14 protein-coding genes are annotated in these 17,203 nt (G+C 59.1%); 7 read left to right on the top strand and 7 right to left on the bottom strand.

Translation table 11 applies throughout. From position 1 onward, the window contains the following. Nucleotide 1: 1 nt before the first annotated feature. Genes BMI85_RS20195 through BMI85_RS20185 form a run of 3 tightly spaced genes read right to left on the bottom strand, consistent with a single transcriptional unit; the run spans nucleotide 2 to nucleotide 4,067 of the window. Entirely contained in the window at nucleotides 2-1,084 is a 1,083-nt protein-coding gene (locus BMI85_RS20195) for a tartrate dehydrogenase (RefSeq protein WP_078602574.1), read from the bottom strand. Nucleotides 1,085-1,097: 13 nt separating this feature from the next. Further along, entirely contained in the window at nucleotides 1,098-3,101 is a 2,004-nt protein-coding gene (locus tag BMI85_RS20190) for a tripartite tricarboxylate transporter permease (RefSeq protein ID WP_078602573.1), read from the bottom strand. Nucleotides 3,102-3,113: 12 nt separating this feature from the next. Beyond that, a complete protein-coding gene (locus BMI85_RS20185; RefSeq protein ID WP_078602572.1) occupies nucleotides 3,114-4,067 on the bottom strand; it encodes a tripartite tricarboxylate transporter substrate binding protein in 954 nt (317 codons plus the stop codon). A gap of 220 nt (nucleotides 4,068-4,287) precedes the next feature. Between BMI85_RS20185 and BMI85_RS20180 the strand changes: the two genes are divergently transcribed. From BMI85_RS20180 to BMI85_RS20170, 3 genes are all read left to right on the top strand, one after another. Next, entirely contained in the window at nucleotides 4,288-5,226 is a 939-nt protein-coding gene (locus BMI85_RS20180) for a LysR family transcriptional regulator (RefSeq protein ID WP_078602571.1), read from the top strand. 45 nt (nucleotides 5,227-5,271) lie between these two features. Continuing rightward, nucleotides 5,272-6,171 (top strand): LysR substrate-binding domain-containing protein, encoded by a 900-nt coding sequence (locus tag BMI85_RS20175; RefSeq protein WP_078602570.1) that lies wholly within the window; start codon nucleotides 5,272-5,274, stop codon nucleotides 6,169-6,171. 127 nt (nucleotides 6,172-6,298) lie between these two features. After that, on the top strand, nucleotides 6,299-7,462 hold the full coding sequence (locus BMI85_RS20170; protein WP_078602569.1) for a mandelate racemase/muconate lactonizing enzyme family protein: 1,164 nt from the start codon (nucleotides 6,299-6,301) through the stop codon (nucleotides 7,460-7,462). A gap of 173 nt (nucleotides 7,463-7,635) precedes the next feature. Here the strand turns inward: BMI85_RS20170 and BMI85_RS20165 are convergent, their stop codons facing one another. After that, nucleotides 7,636-8,046, bottom strand: a complete 411-nt coding sequence (locus tag BMI85_RS20165) for a hypothetical protein (protein WP_078602568.1) — start codon at nucleotides 8,044-8,046, stop codon at nucleotides 7,636-7,638. A 601-nt stretch (nucleotides 8,047-8,647) separates the two neighbouring features. On the opposite strand from BMI85_RS20165, the gene BMI85_RS20160 reads away from it, so the two are divergent. After that, nucleotides 8,648-9,850 (top strand): Fic family protein, encoded by a 1,203-nt coding sequence (locus BMI85_RS20160; RefSeq protein WP_078602567.1) that lies wholly within the window; start codon nucleotides 8,648-8,650, stop codon nucleotides 9,848-9,850. 160 nt (nucleotides 9,851-10,010) lie between these two features. Here the strand turns inward: BMI85_RS20160 and BMI85_RS20155 are convergent, their stop codons facing one another. Continuing rightward, the gene (locus BMI85_RS20155; protein ID WP_078602566.1) at nucleotides 10,011-10,553 is read right to left on the bottom strand and encodes a phosphatase PAP2 family protein; all 543 of its coding nucleotides are present in this window, start codon (nucleotides 10,551-10,553) and stop codon (nucleotides 10,011-10,013) included. Between the two features lie 372 nt (nucleotides 10,554-10,925). Here BMI85_RS20155 and BMI85_RS20150 point away from each other — a divergent pair, with 372 nt between their 5' ends. The 3 genes from BMI85_RS20150 to BMI85_RS20135 all read left to right on the top strand — a co-directional run bounded on the left by BMI85_RS20150 (nucleotide 10,926) and on the right by BMI85_RS20135 (nucleotide 14,644). Then, entirely contained in the window at nucleotides 10,926-13,040 is a 2,115-nt protein-coding gene (locus BMI85_RS20150; RefSeq protein WP_168174830.1) for an LssY C-terminal domain-containing protein, read from the top strand. Between the two features lie 404 nt (nucleotides 13,041-13,444). Then, a complete protein-coding gene (locus BMI85_RS20140; protein WP_078602563.1) occupies nucleotides 13,445-13,786 on the top strand; it encodes a cupredoxin domain-containing protein in 342 nt (113 codons plus the stop codon). 27 nt (nucleotides 13,787-13,813) lie between these two features. Continuing rightward, nucleotides 13,814-14,644, top strand: coding sequence for an FTR1 family protein (locus tag BMI85_RS20135; protein ID WP_078602562.1), 831 nt, complete (start codon nucleotides 13,814-13,816; stop codon nucleotides 14,642-14,644). 180 nt (nucleotides 14,645-14,824) lie between these two features. Here BMI85_RS20135 and BMI85_RS20130 read toward each other — a convergent pair whose 3' ends face one another. Then, nucleotides 14,825-15,430 (bottom strand): response regulator transcription factor, encoded by a 606-nt coding sequence (locus BMI85_RS20130; protein ID WP_078602561.1) that lies wholly within the window; start codon nucleotides 15,428-15,430, stop codon nucleotides 14,825-14,827. Nucleotides 15,431-15,481: 51 nt separating this feature from the next. Continuing rightward, complete coding sequence (locus BMI85_RS20125) at nucleotides 15,482-17,095, bottom strand: histidine kinase (protein WP_168174829.1); 1,614 nt, start codon at nucleotides 17,093-17,095, stop codon at nucleotides 15,482-15,484. Nucleotides 17,096-17,203 lie beyond the last annotated feature (108 nt).

Here is a 17,203-nt window from a genome sequence, read left to right as displayed (position 1 = left end):
CTCAATCGTTGCGGCCGCGCACGGCCTCAATGACGGCATCGGTGACCATGCGGGTGGTGGCCTTACCGCCCAAGTCGGGCGTGTGCAGGTCCGGGTTCGCGGTGACGGTCTCGACGGCGGACATCAACCTGTCGGCGGCGGGATTCTCACCCAGGTGTTCCAACATCATCGCGGCGGTCCAGAAGGTCGCCACCGGGTTGGCGGTGCCCTTGCCGGTGATGTCGAAAGCCGAGCCGTGGATCGGTTCGAACATGGAGGGCGTTTCGCGCTCGGGGTTGAGGTTCGCCGTGGGCGCGACGCCGATGGAGCCCGAGAGCGCCGCTGCGAGGTCCGAAAGGATGTCAGCGTGCAGGTTGGTGGCAACGATAGTGTCCAGCGACGCTGGGTCCATTGTCATGCGCACGGTCATTGCGTCGACCAGCATCTTATCCCAGGTGACATCGGGGAATTCTTTAGACACTTCGGCGGCGATCTGGTCCCAGAGCACCATGCCGTGCCGCTGGGCATTCGACTTGGTCACCACGGTCAAGAGCTTGCGTGGCCGCGACTGCGCCAACTTGAAGGCAAAGCGCATGATCCGCTCGATCCCCGCGCGGGTAAAGATCGAGACATCCGTCGCCACCTCCAGTGGCAGGCCGGGGTGCGAGCGCCCGCCCTGCCCCGCATATTCGCCTTCCGAGTTTTCGCGGACGATCACCCAGTCGAGCTCACCATCGTTGACGTTTCGCAGGGGGGACTGGATACCGGGCAGTACCCGGGTAGGCCTCACGTTGGCGTATTGGTCGAGCGGCTGGCAAATCGCGAGGCGCAACCCCCAGAGCGTCAAGTGGTCAGGCACATCTGGCGCGCCAACCGCACCGAACAGGATGGCATCGAAGGCGCGCAGTTGGTCGGCGCCATCCGCGGGCATGAATTGCCCGGTGCGCTTGTAGCGGTCGGTCGACCAGTCGAAGTTCTCGACGGCAAAGCTGAAGTCGCCGTCCTTCTCCGCCAGAGCGTGCAGGACCTCGAGACAGGCGTCGACAACTTCCACACCGATCCCGTCGCCGCCGATGGCGGCGATCTTGTGATTACGTTTACTCATAAGTTTCTCCAGTTTAGATCAAAAGCCCGGCGGGCATGCGGAGCAGCAAGACATTTGCCATGAGCCACCAGAAGCCGGTGCAAATCAGCAGGCCGGATAGAATCCAGATTGCCCATGTTTTCGCGGGGGGGCGGTCATAGTCCGCGACGATCATGATCGCGACAAAGGCAATCATGCTCGTGACGAGAAAGCCGATCACTGGCATCATAAAGACCCACGCCAGAAGGACGACACCGAGCGAAATCCGACGCATCGCCCCGGTATTCAGATTGGCCAGCTTGAACGATCCGCCAGCGGGGCGACGCAAATTCATCACTATCAGCAAGGCTGAAAAGGCGATCAATACGGCCGCGATCGTCTTCGGGAAAACCGACCCGAGCGCCGACATGCCGGATGCGCCAAGATAGATGGTAATTCCGAGAGCAATGAAGAGGATCGCGAACATTACTTCGGGCAAGTCTCGTTGCTTATGCTCGGGAGTGATTTCGGTTCCGTCATCGGCAATCGGCTCGGCAATTTGCCCGAGTTGCCGACGACGCTTTGCCTTCCAGTCCGCCCAGAAAGGGAAGCCGAGCGTCAATAGCGCCGCACAGATGATGCCGATGCTGATCGGCCGCATGAAGAACATTTCCGTCATGCGCCCTGAGGCATTACCGATCAGATAGGTCTGAACGAAACCCTGTTCGGCGATCGACCCGAGAACCAGCCCCAGCACGATGGGAGAGGGCTGGAATCCATATCGGTTCAAAATCCAGGAGAGGATTCCAAGACCAACCATCAGTTGGGCATCATCAACGTTCGAGTGGATCGCGAAGGAGCCGATTATGGTCAACAGCGCTACCGTCGGAGCGAGCACGGCCTTTGGCACCTTGACGATGGTCGAATATGCATAGCGACCGATCAGTAGACCGACTGGCAGCATCAGAAGGGTCGCGATCAGAAGGCCCCAGATGAACGTGTAGACGATATTGCCGTCCGTCGTGAACAGGGTCGGCCCAATCTTGATTCCTTGCACCAGCAGCGCGCCCAGAATGATCGCATCAGGGGGCGTGCCAGGAATGCCCAGAACGAGCGTCGGGATAAAGCCACCCCCGACAGTCGCATTGTTTGCGGATTCCGTGGCGATCACCCCGTCCGGGTTGCCCTTGCCAAAGCTCTCAGGATTTTCCGACGTGCGGCGTGCTTCCGAATAGGACACCAGCCCAGCAATCGACCCGCCGGCTCCCGGCAGAACACCAATCACGGTGCCGATGACGGAAGAGCGGATCACGTTGAACTTACGCTTTAGTGCAATGCGCGTGCCTTCGCGAAAGCGAAGCCCGCCCGTTTCAGAGGGCTTCAAATGGGGATCAGCATTGGCCACAACATCCAGGATCACGGGCACGCAATAGAGCCCGATGATCGCCGAGGTCAGGTCGATACCTGCCAGAAATCGTTGCATTCCCATCGTGTAGCGGACGTCGCCACCCACCACTGCCACCCCGATCATCGATAAAACGAGTCCGAGACACGCGCCGATGAGGCCCTTGACGGTATTGCCGACCGAAAGCGCCGCGATGAGAGTGAGGCCAAACATCGCGAGCCAGAAATATTCCGTTGGTCCAAATGCCAGCGCGACCTTGGCGAGAGGAGGCGCAAGCACGAGTAGCGCCAGCGCGCCGACCATTCCGCCCACAACAGAAGAGATAGTAGCCAGCGAGATCGCCAGACCGCCGTCGCCTCGTTTCGCCATCGGGAAGCCATCGAAAGTTGTCGCGATTGCAGAGGGCGTGCCCGGAGTATTCACGAGGATGGCGGCAAAGGCGCCGCCGTAAATCGCGCCTGTGTAGATCGCGCCGAGGGCAATAAGCCCGGCGGCGGGATCCATTGTGAAAGTGAAGGGGACAAGCACCGCGACCGCCATGGTGGCCGAGAGCCCAGGCAGGGCACCAATTATCGTCCCTAGCACCACGCCCGCAAGCGCGAGGACAAGATTGAGCGGTGTCAATGCGTCCACGAGATAGCCGATGATGTCCATCTTCGCGCGCCGTTACTTGATAATGCCGAGCGCTTTGGCGCCAGCGGTATATTCTTTGATCCGCGCAGCCACGAAGTCATCCATCTTGTCGTAACCGATATCGGTCAGCACAAAGCCGGCGCTTTCCATCTTCTCGACGAAATCGGGGCGGTGATTGATCTCGGTTACGATGTCGGAAATCTTTTGGCGGATGGGCTCAGGCGTCGACGCCGGAACGGCAACCCCGCGATAGGCGCCGCCCACAATGTCGTAACCTAGCTCCTTAAAGGTGGGCACATCGGGGAACGCCGGCAGGCGCTCGTCCGAAGCGACCGCAAGCATCCTCATTGCGTCGCCTTGGCTCACGCCCGAGGTTGCATAATTGAAGCCGGCCGTAGTCTGCCCACCCAGAATTGCCGTAATTGACGGACCGGTGCCCGAGAAGGGCACATAAGTCGTATTGATATCGGCAAGCTCGTTGAACTGCACCGCCGCGAGATTGTTGGCCGAGTTCGAACCCGATCCAGCAAAGGTCACCAACCCGGGGTTTGCTTTTGCATAGTCGACCAGGTCGGCCAGAGTCTTGAACTCACTATCTTTCGTCACGAAGATCGCGTTCGGTGTATAGTGGAAATAGTTGACCGGCGTCAGATCCTCGGTCTTGTAACCTGCCGACCCTGCAAGCGGCTGCAGAACCGTGTGCGGCATGTTGATACCCATGATCGTGTAGCCGTCGCCGGGCAATGAGTTCAGCTGCGACCAAGCCTGAGCGCCGCCCGCACCGGGCTGGTATTGAATCACGACCTGCTGTCCGGTGACAGCTTCCCACTCGGCCTGCTGGAAGCGCGCAGAGATGTCCGACTCGCCACCGGCGTTGAACGGAATAATGTAGGTCATTGGTTTGCTCGGGAAGTCGTCGACAGACTGAGCCGCGAGCGGCGTCGCCGAAAGTAGCCCGGCAAAAATGACTGCGAGTGTCTTTTTCATAATTTCCTCCTCAAGAAGCGCTGCGGGGGACCGCAACTGATATTTTGGGGAAACTTGCTGCGGACTTAGGGCCCGCAGTCGCTTCCCCTACACCTGATCACGTCCTCCAAGTCGCAAGCAGGATCCGCCAACTCCCACAGGCGGATAGGGAAACGCTAGACTAATTCTGCAAATTCGTTAATTTCATAATAGGAACATCATTAGTGCATACAGGTAATCAATGAGTGAGAGCGACCTCGGGTTCTTCGTCCTCTTGGCGCAACGGGAAAGCTTCGTCGAAACCGCACGTGAAATAGGCATCACAGCCTCGGCTGTGAGCCGCCGTCTGGCACGTTTGGAAGATCGACTTGGAGTCAGGCTGATGAACCGTACCACTCGCCGGGTCAGCCTCACCGGCGAAGGTGAAGCGTATTTGAGCAAAGCAATACGTCTTCTGGGAGAAATCGAAGAGCTCGAGAATAGTTTGCGCTCCGGGAGCGAGCAGCCGAGCGGCCTACTTCGGATCAACGCAACATTTGGTTTCAGCAGGGAGTATATTGCCCCAACAGTATCCGCGTTCTGTGACACCTACCCGGATGTTGAAGTGCAGTTGGTAGTCACCGACGCGCCAATGAATTTGATCGAGCAAGGCTTCGATCTGAGCATTCGTTTCGGAACCCCACCGACAAGCAATCTGGTCCAACGTTTGTTACAAAGAAATCGTCGGTTCATGTGCGCTTCCCCCGCATACATTGAAAAGTACGGGATGCCCGAAAGCTTGGAGGATCTGCGCCGACATAGCTGCATCGTGCTGCGCCAGGAACACGACATCTACGACATCTGGCGTTTCGACGAACGGGGCGGCAAGAACCCCTCAGCACGTGTGAGCGGCGGGCTAAGCACCAATGATGGAGACATAGCCCGTGAATGGATGCTGAACGGGCACGGGATCATGCTGCGTTCGGAATGGGACATCGCCGAGCTCGTGCGCAAGGGTCGCCTTTGCGTCGTGCTGCCTGAGTATTTCCAAACCGCGAACATCGCTGCCATCTATCCCGAGCGCCACCACCTAACCGCCAAAGTGCGCGCTTTCGTCGACCTGTTGGCAGAGCGCATCCGCATCGCCGACTCGCAAGCCCCCTTTCAGGTCGAAGAGTCGGAGCTGAGTAAAATTGCGTAACTTTCTCATGCCGAATATGCATGTATTAAGCATGGAGGCGCGAGAATGGATACGACGCTGTTCGATGATTTTCTGGAACTGGTGCGCGAATTGAATTTTTCCCGCGCTGCCGAGAACCGCAACATGACCCAGCCCGCGTTCAGTCGCCGCATCAAACAACTTGAGGCCGCGATTCAGACGCCACTCATCCAGCGCACGACGCGGCAGGTCACACTGACTGCGGCCGGAAGAGCGTTCCAGCCGCGCGCGGAGGCTATCGTCAGGATGCTCTCGGAGGCCCGTCTCGAGGCGCTGGAGGCCGCGGGGCTCGCGCAACGGACCCTGAACCTCGCTGCTACCCACGCCCTGTCCTACACCTTCGTTCCGAAATGGCTGATGCAGATCGGCGGGCCCTCCCATATCGGCGCCCTCAACATGGTCTCCGATACGCATCGCCAAGGCGTGCGACTTTTACAGAATGGCGAGGTGAGCTTCTTCATCTGTCATAAGAAACCCAACATTGCTGAAGATCTACCGGAAAAACAGTTCCGGTGTCATCCAATCGGCAGCGATCGACTTGTGCCGCTTTGCGCCCCCGACGAAAGCGGCCGCCCCCTGTGGCGGCTCGGGAGCGCAGCTTCGCAAGTGCCGTTCATAGCTTATTCCAGCGCATCTGGCCTACATGCAATCCTCGAGGCGCATGGCATAGGGGACGGGCGTCGCGGCATCGAAACCAAAATGAATTCTGTGCTTGCGTCGACCAATCTCGAGATGGCGAAAGAAGGCCAAGGCGTTGCCTTCCTCCCCCTCTCCCTCGCCGATCAGGAGATGACCCGCGGCACTCTGGTCCGTGCTGGTGACCCCTCGCTCGATGTTCCCGTGCAATTGGTCGTCTACCGCCCGCGCTCCCGGCTGTCGGCCCATTGCGAGGCATTCTGGCTGAAGGTGGTCAGTCAGGACACTTGATAATCCATGCAAAACGCGCATGAATTCGACGCCAATCGGCATTGGAACTGCCCCCTGCGCCTCCGCTACCCATGTGTGGGTAAAGTCTTCGGACCACTCGCTCACCGCACGGAAAAGGAGCACGGAAATGCGCATCGTGGACATTTGTGAGGTCACCAAGCCGATTTCCTCGCCTATCAGGAATGCATATATCGATTTCAGCAAGATGACCGCCAGCTTGGTGGCTGTGGTGACCGATGTGGTGAAGGACGGTCGCCGAGTGGTCGGCTACGGCTTCAACTCGAACGGGCGCTACGGGCAGGGAGGGCTGATCCGAGAACGATTCAGCGACCGCATCCTCGAAGCTGATCCCGCGTCGCTGTTGAATGACGCGGGCGACAACTTCGATGCTCACAGAATCTGGGCTGCGATGATGCAAAACGAAAAACCCGGCGGTCACGGAGAGCGATCGGTTGCCGTTGGGACCATCGATATGGCCGTATGGGACGCGATCTCGAAGATCGAAGAAAAGCCGCTCTTCCGTATGCTGGCTGAACGCAAGGGCGTCGAGGCTAATCCGCGTGTTTTTGTCTACGCCGCGGGTGGCTACTACTATCCCGGCAAAGACAATTCCGCTTTGCGCAATGAAATGCGCGGCTATCTGGATCGCGGTTACACCGTCGTGAAGATGAAGATTGGTGGCGCTTCGATCGACGAGGACCAGCGCCGGATCGAGGCTGTGTTAGCGGAAATCGGGGAAGAGGCGCAGCTTGCCGTCGATGCCAATGGCCGTTTCGATCTGGAAACCGCGATCGCCTATGCCAAGATGCTGCGGCAGTACCCCCTCTTCTGGTATGAAGAAATCGGAGATCCGCTGGACTACCAGCTACAAGCTGCGATGACCGAGTTCTACCCCGGTGCCATGGCGACGGGAGAGAACCTTTTCTCGCATCAAGACGCGCGCAACCTGATCCGCTATGGCGGGATGCGCCCCGACCGTGACTGGCTGCAATTCGACTGCGCCTTGTCTTACGGTCTGGTGGAATATCTGCGCACGCTCGACATGCTGGACCAGCTCGGCTGGTCGCCGTCGCGCTGCATTCCCCATGGCGGGCACCAGATGTCGCTAAACATCGCAGCCGGGCTCAGCCTTGGCGGCAATGAGAGCTACCCAGACTTATTCCAGCCCTATGGCGGGTTCCCCGACGGCGTGAAGGTCGAAGACGGCCACATCATCATGCCAGAGCTTCCGGGCATCGGGTTCGAAGGCAAATCCGACTTGATCGCAGTGATGCGCGACCTCGTGGAATAAATCGTTCTCGATCCCGCCGGACGTCCACGATGATCAATTCGCTTGAAAGATGGGTGGCAGGCTGGGCAAGCAGCCGCCAACCCACTCTTTTATTGAGAAGGCATCTCCCATATCCTTCGCTGCGAGGACGATAGTCGAGACGAAAACATTCGGCATGAATAGCCCTCAGCCTCTCAAACGCGAACCTTAGCGGGCACATTATTGATCAGCCCATCTTCGGTATAGATCAGTAGGCGACAGCTTCTTTTGGTAACGGATCTGTCAATCATAGCCTTGCTGATGCTGACGCAGTAGGGGTTTGGGCTTCCGTCCAATGCCACAATATCAAAGTGGCCGGGGATACAGATAGATCGCTCGATCAGTGCGCGTTTGACAGAGCGGAACTCCGAAACTGCCTCGGCGTTAATGCCCGGCAACAGCAGGCGCCAGCTCCCGGCGTTGCCGCTCAGATAACACATGCCTTGCTCAGCGAACGGCAGTCGCCAATAATTCGTCGTCGCAATTCGAGCGCCATCGTTCGCGATCGATAATGGATTTCCGACCTCGTTCGGGGCCATGAAGAATTGTCTGGTGTCGAGTGTCATTTTTTTCTCCGCTTTCAGATATTCAGGAGATGGATCTTCGGCTCGCTTGGCGGAAACGCTTCTGACGCAACGTCACCTCCGGACGCACCCGGGATACCATAACCCGCTGAGACGTTCAGAGATGAAGCCGACGTAGTGGAGTTGTCGCAGCCGGCCTTGAGCTCCCACTTCAGGCCCTGCACCGTGCTCGAGCGACTGGTTTCACTGGACGCGCCTAATCGATCAAGGCTGCCGCTGTCGGAAATCGCGGTATTCACATCCGGGCGTCGGCCCGAAAAACGCGACTGCCCTCGTAGCAGCTATCGACAGGGTTCTGTCGCAAAGCTTCCAGCCGCTCGCCCGCCACCGCAGTTATCCCCAAAATCTGGGGACGAGATTGTGGAGAGGATCCGTGACGCCCAATGTTGCTTCGCAAGGTTCTACTGTGCTCAAATATTGGGCACTCTTCGACTTGCCAGAGAACCAGCCATCCGACCGCTGAAGCAGCAACACGCTAGGGTGGTCCTCCATGATCGGCAATCAATATCGGCAAATCCTTGGACTTTATCTCCAATAGTCCCAATGTTATATAGGATTTAGCAGAAAGAGAATATCGGCAAAAATGTTGGAAACTCCCGGCAGAATCGAACCTTGCTTCTTCGAGGAAAACATCCCCGCAGAACTTGCCGATCTTTCGGTCGACATTCAGAGGGAAGCGGCCCACCTCGGACAAGGTTTACACCCGGACAGCGCGGCTGAGCTCGCGGACCTCGTTCGCGTGATGAACTGCTACTACTCGAACCTGATTGAAGGCCACAACACACGCCCAAGAGATATCGAGCGCGCGCTAGCTGGCGCGGAACTCGAGGAGGAGACCCGACCGCTTGCGCTGGAAGCGCGCGCGCATGTCATCGTTCAAAGGGCAATCGACGAGATGCATCAAAAGGGCACCCTGCCCCGCCCCACGTCCATTGAGTTCCTCACGTGGGTGCACAAGGCTTTCTACGACGAAATGCCTGATGAGTTTCGAGTCATAGAGCAGCCAGACGGAACACTCGAACCGATCATTCCCGGGCGCATGCGTCAGAACGGCGACAAGGAAGTAGCAGTCGGGCGTCACCTGCCTCCTTCTTCGCCGCGCGTTGCCGCTTTCATGGAACACTTTGACAAGCGCTTCCAGATCGCTGCGCGGTCCTCAAGCGGGCGGATCATCGCGATCGCGTCGGCGCATCATCGACTGAATTACATCCATCCATTCCCAGACGGAAACGGGCGCGTCAGCCGATTGATGTCACATGCCATGGCTCTGACAGCCGGCATTGGCGGCCAAGGCCTTTGGTCAGTTTCCCGCGGACTTGCTCGCGGACTGACTGATCGCGGTGAATACAAGCGCATGATGGACCTTGCAGACAGTCCAAGACGCGGAGACCGCGACGGGCGCGGCAACCTGTCGGAAGCAGCATTGAAGGCGTTCAGCGAATGGTTTCTGAAAGTTACGCTTGATCAGATCACGTTTTCCGCAAAACTGTTCGACCTCGGCGGCCTGGAAAATCGCTACCGACGCCTTGTCGAAGACACGATTGACGACAAGCGCGCCCCAGATCTGATCTCGGCCGTTCTCCGCTATGGCAAGCTTGAGCGTGGCGAGGCGCAGATTGTTCTCAAGACTTCCGAGCGCACGGCGCGCAATACGCTCAGTAAACTGACCGATGCCGGGTATCTGACGTCCGCTTCGCCAAAGACGCCGGTAAGACTGGCGTTCCCGATGGACTATCGGGAACGACTTTTCCCGAACCTTTTTGCCGATGGCGGTTTGCCAAGCTGAGGATGGTCAAAGTGGGACGACGGCGGAGCACCAGTACGTTTGCGCAATAAACCTTATCGGCGTGCTCTTTGCACGTGCAGCACCGCGACACGACGGGCGGACAGCGGCCATTCGCTGCGCCATCGATGAACGACTGCTCCGCAGAGAAGAGTGTATCTTGTTAAAGGATGCTTTTCGCGAAACGATCGAATTTGCTGTTTTCTCGATAAAGCGTCCGGACGACGATTGCCGCCACGATCCCGGTGGCGGCGCCTCCCAGAACGTCGGTGACGTAGTGGGTGCCGACGTAAATGCGCGACAGACAGATGAGGAAAGCCATCGCGAAGAATGCCAGTGCCCGCCGCGGAAGCCTTTGAAGAGCGAATGCCATAGCGACCGACATCGAGGCCGTGGCGTGGTCGGACGGAAACGACCAGTCGGCGCTCTTGGCGATAAGAAGGTTGGAGACACCGGCGTCATATGGGCGCACGCGGTGAATGAAGAGAAGGATGCCCTGATTGATCGCAAGGCCCAAAAGGAAAGCAAGCCCGGCGCAGATCGCTACGTGACGCAGGTGCTGTCGGTTTTCCCGGCTCCACCATTGCAGGACGACCACAAGCACGATGAACGGCACACCCGCTTGAGTGATTGCGATCATTGCCTGATCGATAAAGTAGTTGTGGCCCGCGAAGGAATTGATCCAGTGAGTAATCGCTGCGTCCATTGCGAGCCTTTCATCGAACAAGCTGAAGTGCGGCAGGCAACTCGATGGGCACCTGGTGCATCATCTATGCAGGCTTAGTGTCATCGCTCAGGGATTGCACGGGCTGAACGAAATAGCTGGCGAACTTGTGTTCCCCCGCGTCTCGGTCTCATCGTCCTTAGCCAAGCCCAAATCCTAACCCCAGGAAAGATACTGGGAAGTCCCTCTGGATTGCGTCGGGAAGCACCAATGAATGCGCCGCATATCATACAGCGCGGCCGAATTGTAGCTCTCCAAGCGATGCCTGTCCCTGCCGCTCACACATACCCCCAGCTAGGCGGAGCGCCACGCGATACGCATGACACCGACTACATATCAACGTATTACTGCGACATGGGATTTTCACTCGACCAGATCTTGCCGTCTCTCCAGAGCTTCGGGCTCTGGTCCTACTGGATCATAGGATTCGCCGCGCTCTTCGAAGCGGTTTTCGTAACCGGCATCTTCATTCCCGGAACCCTCGTTGTGGATGCGGGCGGCCTGCTCGTTCAGCAGGGCGCACTCGATTTTCTCGATCTGGTCTGGTTCGTCGCGATCGGTTCGGTTGTGGGCGGCGAAATCAGCTTCTGGCTCGGCCGCTGGCTGCGCCGTGGGATCGAGAAGCGCAGGAAACTGGAGGACTCAAAGAGTTATCGTAGAGCGGTCCGACTCTTTGAGCGCTATGGCGGATTCGCACTGGTGCTGGGCCGTTTCCTCGGACCTGTGTCCGGGCTCGTCCCGCTTGCTGCCTCGGCCGCTGGCATGCCGCGACGCCGCTTCCTTTTATGGAATGCCATCAGCGGCTTCCCCTACGCGCTCGCGCATGTCGGCTTCGGTTTTGTGATCGGGCATGTCGCATCGAACTTAGGTCCCTATGCCTCGCGGCTCGGTCTCTTCGCCGTGGTGGTCCTCGTCGCATTGCTGCTGCTCTGGTGGGTGATTTTGCGGATCTTGCGCCTGATGCCCTTCATGATCTCGCTCTTCACCTCAATCGGCCACGCCATCCGCGAGAATCCCGATGTGCAGAAGTGGTCGAAGCGGCACCCGAAGACTGCTGCTTTCCTCGCGCATCGGTTCGACCGAACGCAGTTTTCCGGCCTGACGGCTACGCTTCTGGGTTGCGCGACTTTTTATATTCTTTGGATTTGGCTCGGGTCGGTCTTCGACTTCCTGATGGCCGAACCTATCGTTCTTGTGGACACACGGCTCGCGAACCTTATCCACGCCTTCTGGTCGCCGGAGCTGCTGCGTCTCGCTGCGCATGTAACCGCGCTCGGCGATTGGCGCGTCATCGGGCTCCTTTGCGCGGCGGCTGGGGCGCTCCTGCTGGAGCGGCGGCGTCCGGACCTGCTTGTGGGTCTATGCGTCGCTCTTGGTGGTGATCTCGCATCGGTGAATCTACTCAAGCGTATCTTCCACCGCCCGCGCTCCGACCTCGGCTATTTCACTGAGGTCTCGGGAAGTTTTCCCTCGGGCCATGCCGGGCTGTCGGTCGCCTTCTACGGATTTCTGTTCTTTATCCTTTGGCGTGTAAAATTGCTCCGGGCGCCAGCGGCCCTGGTGGGCGCTGTCACCTTGGCGTTCTTCGTTGGGCTTAGCCGGATTTATCTCATAGAACACTATCTGTCTGACGTGCTGAATGGCTGGCTCGTCGGGGCTATCTGGCTGCTGGCGGGCGTCGCGGTAGCAGAATGGTGGCGCGACAGCAGGCCGTTGCAGCCCTCCCCGGACAGAGGTGGACCCAAGCAAATTGCGGCCTTCGGGCTCGCTGCGGTCTGCGTGGCCACAGCTGCGTGGCCGATCGTGAACTATGACAAAGCGCGCAACGTTTCGATCCCGGTCCAGGCAGACATAAAATTCGACACGGTGGACGCGCTCGTCGCCTCGGGCCGTCTGCGCGGAAGCACCGAATCCGTCGCTGGAACGGCGCTTGAACCGGTCAACGTAATGCTTCTGGCGCGCGATGAGGCGGAGGTAGAGAGGGCGCTCGACAAGGCTGGCTGGGTGCGGGCAGCAGATCCTGGATTTGCGACACTGATGCGAGCCGCGATTGCTGCCTGGAGCAACGGCGCGGACGCAACTGCTCCTGTGACCCCGTATTTCTGGGATAATCAGCCGAATGACTTGGCCTTCCAGAAGCAGACCCAAGACGCCACTTTGCGAAAGCGCCATCACATTCGGCTTTGGCGAACGAAATTTGTGAACGCCAAAGGCCTACGCCTATTCGTCGGTGCCGCAAGCTTTGACGACGGTCTCAACTGGGGCGTCGACTGGGGCTTGCTGCACCACATCGACCCGAATGTCGACGCGGAGCGCGATGGGCTGGTCAAGGATCTTCGTAGCGCCAATCAGGTCGCAGCCAGCAACACTCTCCGGCTGTCACAACCACGCCTCGGGCAATCAGTGGCAGGCGATCCATGGTTCTCGGACGGCATCGCGGCGATACTAACGCTGCAGAGCGGGCAGTAAGCCGAGCCTTCGGCGCCTTAGGGAGCCGGCGTCAAAGCATGAGAAGTCGTATCACCGAGACCAATGCAAAGTCACAGTCCAACAATTCGACTTCCCTCCCAGCGTCGCGAGGCTTTGCTTCGTGACTACCATGGGAAACAAGATCGCGTTCCGCGTAGCCCTGCCAGACGCGAAGAGCGGCGTTCACTCCGGGACCTACAAGATACTTTCCAGAGGGATATTTCTGGGCAGGCCGAAGCGCATGAAGCTCCGTGGCGAGGTTCCGCCGATGAGAAAGCCAGACACGGCCCGTTCAGCGTCGAGCGCCTATTGGCGCGCGAAACAGCTTAGCATTTTTATCGGGAATTATTGACCCAAGTGTTTTTGTCGGCTATTCGACGGGCGAACAGACAAGCAGGAACATCATGACTCGCATTTCACGCATTCTTCCCGCGCTTTTCGTGCTCGCCTGCGCGCCGGCGCTGGCCGTGGCGGACGAGACAATCCCGACGATTACCCTGACCGACGGGGTCGTCTCGCCGCAGCAGATCGACCTTCCCGCGGATACCGCCGTGACGCTGACCGTCTCGAATACCGGCAAGACCGCAGCCGAGTTCGAAAGCAAGCGCCTGCGTATCGAGAAGATCATCGCGCCGGGCCAGACCGAGACGATCGACCTTCCGGCACTACCTGCTGGCACCTACCCCTTCGTCGAGGAATTCCACGAGGATCTCGACACCGCCAAGGGCACGATCGTCGTCAAATAATCCATCTTCCACCCGCAGGAGAATGTCATGGACGGACAGATCATCTTCATCCTGTGGCGCGAAAGCGTCGAGGCGCTTCTCGTCATCGGCATTCTCGCGGGCTGGCTCAAGCATGAAGGCGCCGGACGTCGAGCGGCGCGCTTTCTTTGGGGCGGCGTGCTGACGGGGCTCGCGCTGGCGCTTACCTTTGCGCTGACGCTGTTGGGCTTCTCGAAGCTTCTGTCGGCGGATGTCCGGCAGGACTTGATGACGGTGATGGTCTTCGTCGCGGCCGGGCTGATCGTGCAGATGGTGGTCTGGATGCGCGGCCACGGCCGCACGCTGAAACGCGATCTCGAGGCCGGGTTGAAGGCCGCCGCGATACGTCAGGGCTGGTGGGCGGTTTTCCTACTCGCGATGGCGGCGGTAGCGCGCGAAGGCTCGGAAACGGTGGTCTTCCTCTATGGCTCGCTCGCGGCAGCGAAGCAGAGCGAGATGGCGGGGGTTCTGGCCTCGATCGCCGTGGGCGTGGCTGCCGCTGGGGCAAGCTATGCGGCGCTGCGGGCCGGGGCGCGTTTCATGCCGTGGCGCGGTTTCTTCCGTTTGTCCGAAGTCATGCTGCTGCTTCTGGGCGCGGCGCTTTTCACCACCGGTGTGGATGACCTCGTCTCGGCAGGTATCCTGCCCTTCGGCGCGCCGCTCTGGGATATGAGCGCGGTGCTCGATGACGGCGACCGTATTGGCGGGCTGATCTCTGCGCTGACCGGCTATCGCGCCGCGCCGGACGCTGCGACGCTGGGCGGCTGGATCGTCTACTGGGCAACGGTCGCAGGCATCCTGCGCTGGCAGAGCCGCAGCCTGCAGGCCCGTCTGGCCTGAGGCTCGCTCTGGCGGAACCATTTATTTTTTGCCCCGGCCGGGATCATTCTCGCGCCGGGGACCGCTTTCTCTCTACCGCCCGCCAACCCCAAGAGGATACACATAGAAAACGCCCTCTGTTGAAGGTGTCGTTCTATCGGCCATCGGGGATGAGATCAGCTGGCAAGAAAGCACCCAGTTTTATTGGCTTGAGGCCTCATCTTTGGGGAGGTGCCCGCCAGACGCGCAGACAATCAATTCTGCCCGGCTGGCAACCCCAAATTTCTCCATCAAGCGCTCCTGATATGTCCTCACAGTGAACTGGGAAATCCCGAGCATCTTCGCGATTTCCTTGTGTGTCCGGCCCCGAAGCAGTCCGTCGAGCACATTGCGCTGCCGATCGCTCAGCCTGACATCACTGTCAGGTCGAGCGGTATTGGTCTCTGGGTAAACCCGGTAGCCATGCGCGACCGCCTCGAGCATCTTCACCAGGTCGGTCGGTTGCGCGTTTTTCAGAACATATCCGCCAGCGCCGGCAGCCATCGCTGCTTCCATGTCTGAAGCGTCCTCGGACACGGTCAACATCAAGACTGGCGGGTCTCCACCGAGCGCTTTCAGTGCTTCGATGCCATCACCTTCGGGCATATGCAGATCCATGAGAACGATATCGGGCGTCAAATCCCGTGCCGACGCGACACCGCTTTCACCGTCTGCGCATTCCGCCACAACGCTGTGACCATAGTCTTCTAACACGCGCCGTAGCCCGCTCCGGAAGATCGGATGATCATCGACGATGATTATGCGCATTTCTAGAACCGCCCCGTTTTCAAGTTAACATCAAACATAAAGCATTCAAAATCAGATCGATGGCAGCTTCACCTGCACTTCGGTTCCCGCATCGTCATGCGAAACTGAAAACCAGCCGTGCAACTCTTCGACCCTCTCGGCCATTATCTTCAGGCCGTGATGACCACTCGAAGATGTGCTCCCAGACGCAGGATCGCGGAATGTGCCGTCATCAAGAACCGTCAGCACGAGTTCGTCGTCGGCCTTGTTGAGTGAGACGGTGACCGTCCGGGCTCTGCCGTGTCGCACCGCGTTGGCGATAGCCTCCTGAAGAATGCGCCCAAGTTGCCATGCGGTTTCCGGCTCGAGGTCGATCGGTCCGGCGTGAAACGCAAGCTCGATACCACGGGTCTCGCTGGTCGCTCTCGCAATCCCCTCGAGGAAGTCCGTTGCGACCTCGGCATTTTCCGGTTTCCGGCGAAAGCCATCCACCGCCAAACGCGTGGCCTCGTAGGCATCAAGCGCGGCTTCGCGCAGTTGATGGCAGCGATCGACCGCGGTGGGGCGCCCCTCGGAGATCAGTGTTTCGAGATGACCAAGCTGCATGTGAACCGACGCGATCGATTGGCAAACCTCGTCGTGCAACTCACGCGCGATGCGCTGACGCTCAGCCCATAGAGCCTGCTGATACCCTTCGACGATACGCGTGAGAGTCGCACTGTGACCAGCAATCATCTGGACCAATGGCGGGTCCAGAGTCGCGGTGTCGATCTTTCTCCCGCCCGCAGATTGGAGCAGCAGCGCGCCATCTTGCGTGCCTTTGACACATACCGTCGCCCCGTCTTCGAAGGACCAGACGCCAATTGGGCGGGTAAAGACTTCATCGCTCACAGGATGTGTGCGGCCCTCCGTTGCCTGTAACTGCCATGTGTCCGCGTGGCGCAGATAAAGGCTCGCCCCGTCGGCTTCGGCAGCATCGCACATCACCCGTAACAAACGATGGGTCTGGCGCGGACCTATATCGGAAAAGCGCTCATGCCCCGGGTCGAGCGCGGAAAGTGCGTTGGCCTCGACCTGCCTGAGACGCCAGCGAAGCCGGAGCTCCGCTGAGAGGATGGAAAGACTGGTTTCATCAAAGCTGTCCCAATCCTCGGTGGAAACTGCGATCCTCCCCAAATCCGTATCGCCTTCGTGCAGTGTAAAGACGCGCTCTGAGCCATCTGCGGCCATATCACGACCGAACGAGCGTCCGACAACGACCACTTCGGGTCGGACGCCTGGCGGAGTCCAGATCAAGCGCAATCGATCGGCCCTAAGGGCTTCACGGGAAAGCTCCGCAAGCGGGTTGAGAATGTCGGCGACGGACGGTGCTGCGGCGAGCAGACGAACAGCTCCGCTCAATGCCTCATGCTGGCGGTTCTTGCGCTCCAAATCCAAAGCCGTGCGGCGAAGCTCGGCATTCGCCGCCTCGAGTGTCATTGCCCGCCGCTCGAGGAGCCGTAAAACGATCGCCGTCAATGTCGGCACGATGGCCGCATGCATAATGATGATCATCGTAAGTCGTTGCTCTGTCGTGTGATTGAGCAACAGGATGTGCGGTGTGAGGCCGAGGATCGCCGAAAAGGCGATCAGAGGCCATCTGAAAGCCGTCAGAAACCCCGATGACGCTCTATCGACGGTTGGCATCGCGCTCCTCCCTTCCACGCGTGTGTCGATCTGCTGTCCTCCAAACCGGGGACAGCTGTCCTCCATCGCGTGGCTATTCGGCAAAAATTTGCCGGTTACCCTTTTAGG

This window comes from Thioclava sp. DLFJ4-1 (genome assembly GCF_002020145.1).
Classification (GTDB): domain Bacteria; phylum Pseudomonadota; class Alphaproteobacteria; order Rhodobacterales; family Rhodobacteraceae; genus Thioclava; species Thioclava sediminum.
This window is presented reverse-complemented; position numbering and strand designations above follow the sequence as displayed.